General features: G+C 67.3%; 4 protein-coding genes. 2 read left to right on the forward strand and 2 right to left on the reverse strand.

The window, feature by feature from the left end; translation table 11 throughout:
- Positions 1-106 precede the first annotated feature (106 nt).
- Positions 107-955: a fumarylacetoacetate hydrolase family protein gene (locus tag ACOJTB_RS20960; protein WP_420104459.1), complete on the forward strand. Its 849-nt coding sequence runs from the start codon at positions 107-109 to the stop codon at positions 953-955.
- A gap of 116 nt (positions 956-1,071) precedes the next feature.
- Positions 1,072-1,626, forward strand: a complete 555-nt coding sequence (locus ACOJTB_RS20965) for a hypothetical protein (protein WP_420104460.1) — start codon at positions 1,072-1,074, stop codon at positions 1,624-1,626.
- A gap of 86 nt (positions 1,627-1,712) precedes the next feature.
- Here ACOJTB_RS20965 and argC read toward each other — a convergent pair whose 3' ends face one another.
- Together argC and ACOJTB_RS20975 are read right to left on the reverse strand one after the other, a co-directional pair.
- Positions 1,713-2,645 (reverse strand): N-acetyl-gamma-glutamyl-phosphate reductase, encoded by a 933-nt coding sequence (gene argC / locus ACOJTB_RS20970; protein WP_420104461.1) that lies wholly within the window; start codon positions 2,643-2,645, stop codon positions 1,713-1,715.
- A gap of 200 nt (positions 2,646-2,845) precedes the next feature.
- The coding region (locus ACOJTB_RS20975) for a hypothetical protein (protein ID WP_420104462.1) at positions 2,846-3,179 on the reverse strand (334 nt) is incomplete at its 5' end.

Genomic DNA, 3,179 nt, shown 5'->3' on the forward strand with positions numbered 1-3,179 from the left:
CGCCCATATCGCGCGGGCGCGTCATGCAGCGACGCTCTTGCCTTCCGGCACCGGCTGCGGGCAGGATCGTGCATCAATTAGATCGTTTGAATCTGGGGGAAACACCTTGAAACTGCTTCGTTACGGCGCGCCCGGCCAGGAAAAGCCCGGCCTGCTAGACGCCCAGGGCGCTCTGCGCGACCTCTCAGGCATCGTCCCCGATCTGGCCGGCAAGGCGCTGACCTCGGCCTCGCTGGCGAAGATCAAGGCGCTCGCGCCGGAGTCGTTGCCGCTGGTGTCCGGCTCGCCCCGCATCGGCGCCTGCGTCGGCGATGTGCGCAACTTCATCGCGGTCGGCCTCAACTTCGCCGATCATGCCGCCGAGACCGGCGCCGAGATCCCGAAGGAGCCGATCCTCTTCAACAAGGCGCCCAACTGCATCGTCGGGCCGAATGACGACGTGCAGATCCCCAAGGCGTCGAAGAAGACCGATTGGGAGGTCGAACTGGCGATCGTGATCGGCGATGGCGGTTCCTATATCCCTGAGGACAAGGCCATGGACGCCATCGCCGGATTCTGCGTCTGCAACGATGTATCCGAGCGCGAATTCCAGGCCGAGCGCGGCGGGCAATGGGCCAAGGGCAAGGGCTGCCCGACCTTCGGCCCGCTGGGCCCCTGGCTGGTGACGCCTGACGAGGTCGCCGACATCCAGAACCTCGCCATGTGGCTGGAGATCGATGGCGAGCGCGTGCAGAACGGTTCGACCAAGACGATGATCTTCGGGGTGAAGCACCTCGTCCACTATATCAGCCAGTTCATGCGGCTGGATCCGGGCGATGTCATCACCACCGGCACCCCGCCCGGCGTCGGCCTCGGCTTCAAGCCGCCGCGCTTCCTCAAGGGCGGCGAGGTCGTCACACTCGGCATCGAGGGTCTGGGCGAGCAGCGCCAGAACTTCCTGCCCTGGCAGGGCTGAGTCCAGCATCGCCCATGGGATTCGACGAACCACTCGCATCCTGAGAGCGGTTCGTCCGTTGCCAGAAATCCCGCTCTGCGGCACGATCCATCCCCGACGCTTTGGGGGAGGCGATCGTGCCATATGCGCTTTGCTACGGGGTGAGCGTTCGGATCAACGGAGTCGAGCCAAGGGGCCGTGAGATCGAGCAGCTGGAGCGCACGCTGTGCCTGCTGCCGAGCATGCATCTGCGGGCTCTGCCCACGATCACCGTCGGCGATCGCCCGGCACGCGGTGGCGGCGGCTCGGCCTCGCCGACCATGCCGGGTGGGCCTTTCATCCGGCTCAACCGCATGATCTTCGATCCGGTCCAGCGTCCGGTGAATGCGGGTCGGCTAAACTACACGCTGCTGCACGAAGTCGGCCATATCATCGACTGGGCCTTCGGCTGCATGGCGACCCTCGCCGGCAGCGATCCGGCGGGGTACGCAGCGCTTCTCGCGCACGCGCACTCCGGCGCAACACAGGGGCCGAGCGAGCATTTCGCCGATGCCTATGCCGATTTCTTCTTCCACGGCGGAAGCTTCAATCGGGGTTCCGACAATGGCGGCTGGGTGATGCCGCGCGGCAATTGGGCGCGCGATCCGCGCATCCAGGCCATTCTCGGCTCTCCGGCCTTCTCCGATGCCTGAGCGCGTGACGCTTGCTCTGCAAGCGCAAGCAGGATCGGGCTCCTTGGCGGCGCACCACGCGGGTGTGCCGTCAGACCCTGTGCTCCTCAGGCCTCCGGGAGCCCCAGCATCAGGCGGATGTTCTGAACCGCCGCGCCCGAAGCGCCCTTGCCGAGATTGTCGAGCCTGGCGACCAGCACAGCCTGATGCAGGTCATCCTGGCCGAAGACCCGCAGCTCGAGCTTGTTGGTATCGTTCAGCGCCTCGGGCTCGATCTTGCCGTTGGTCTCGGCCGCCGGCACGCTGACATAGGTCGAGCCGGCATAGCGCTCGGCCAGGGCATGGTGCAGGTCGGCGATGGCGGGTTTGCCAGGCAGCGTGTCGAGATGCAGCGGGATCGAGACCAGCATGCCCTGCCGGAAATTGCCGACCGAAGGCACGAAGATGGGCCGCCGGGTCAGCCTCGCATAGGCCTGCAGCTCCGGCAGATGCTTGTGATGCAGGCCGAGCCCGTAAAGCTCGAAGGCCGGCGCGACGCCGCTCTCGTAATCGGCGATCATGGCCTTGCCGCCGCCGGAATAGCCCGACACCGCATTGACCGAGACCGGGTGATCCTGCGGGATCAGGCCGGCATCGACGAGCGGGCGCAGCAGCGCGATGGCGCCGGTGGGATAGCAGCCGGGATTGGCGACACGGTCCGCCTTGGCGATCGCCTCGGCATGGCCGGGGGCCAGTTCGGCGAAGCCATAGACCCAGCCGGGCGCAATGCGGTGAGCCGTCGCGGCATCGACGATCTTGGGCGCATCCGCACCCAGCTCATCGGCCAGCGCCACGGATTGCTTGGCCGCGTCGTCCGGCAGGCAGAGCACGACGAGATCGACCGAGGCCATCATCTCCTTGCGGGCGACCGGGTCCTTGCGCTTGTCGGGATCGATGCTCTTCAGCGCGATCTCGGGCAGCGCGGCGAGGCGGTCGCGGATGCCGAGGCCGGTGGTGCCGGCTTCGCCGTCGATGAAGATGGTCTTCTGGGTCTGGCTCATCGGGATCCCCCGGGGATGGGCAGCATGCTCGCGCTGCCGAAGCTGGCTAAGGGCATAAAAAAACCGCGCTCGGGGCGCGGTCGCGGGCGTCGGACAATCAGCCGAGCGTCATCGCGGGCGCGCCGGGGCGGCCTCAATCTGGCGACGTCGGGTGATCATCATGCTCATGCGCTCGTATATGTTCGGCAGCGGGCGCGCTGTCAATCGCGCCGCGCGGGCCGCCGCCCCGCCAGCCAGACATAGAGGCACCAGGGCAGGATCAGCGAAGCACCGGTGAGGACGATGCGGGCGAGCGCCCAGCGGTTCGGATGCGTGAGCGAGCGCCCGTCCAGTTCCGGCACGCTCTGGATGAATCCCAGCACGAGCGCCGGCGCCAGGAAGATCACCAGCGCGAAGGCGATGCGCCGCCCGCTCGGCAGGTCTCGGCGCGCCAGCATCATCAGCGCGGGCACCGCGATCATGACGAAGCCGAGCAGCGTCAGGAGAATGCGCATCGTCGCCCTCCCCGGCCTCAGCGGCCGCCGCCGACGCGCA

This window comes from Allobosea sp. (assembly GCF_048595345.1).
In the GTDB taxonomy this organism is placed as follows: domain Bacteria; phylum Pseudomonadota; class Alphaproteobacteria; order Rhizobiales; family Beijerinckiaceae; genus Allobosea.

Bases quoted from the DNA above. Each gene is read 5' to 3' on its own strand.
- argC (WP_420104461.1), bottom strand. From the start codon at position 2,645: ATGAGCCAGACCCAGAAGACCATCTTCATCGACGGCGAAGCCGGCACC.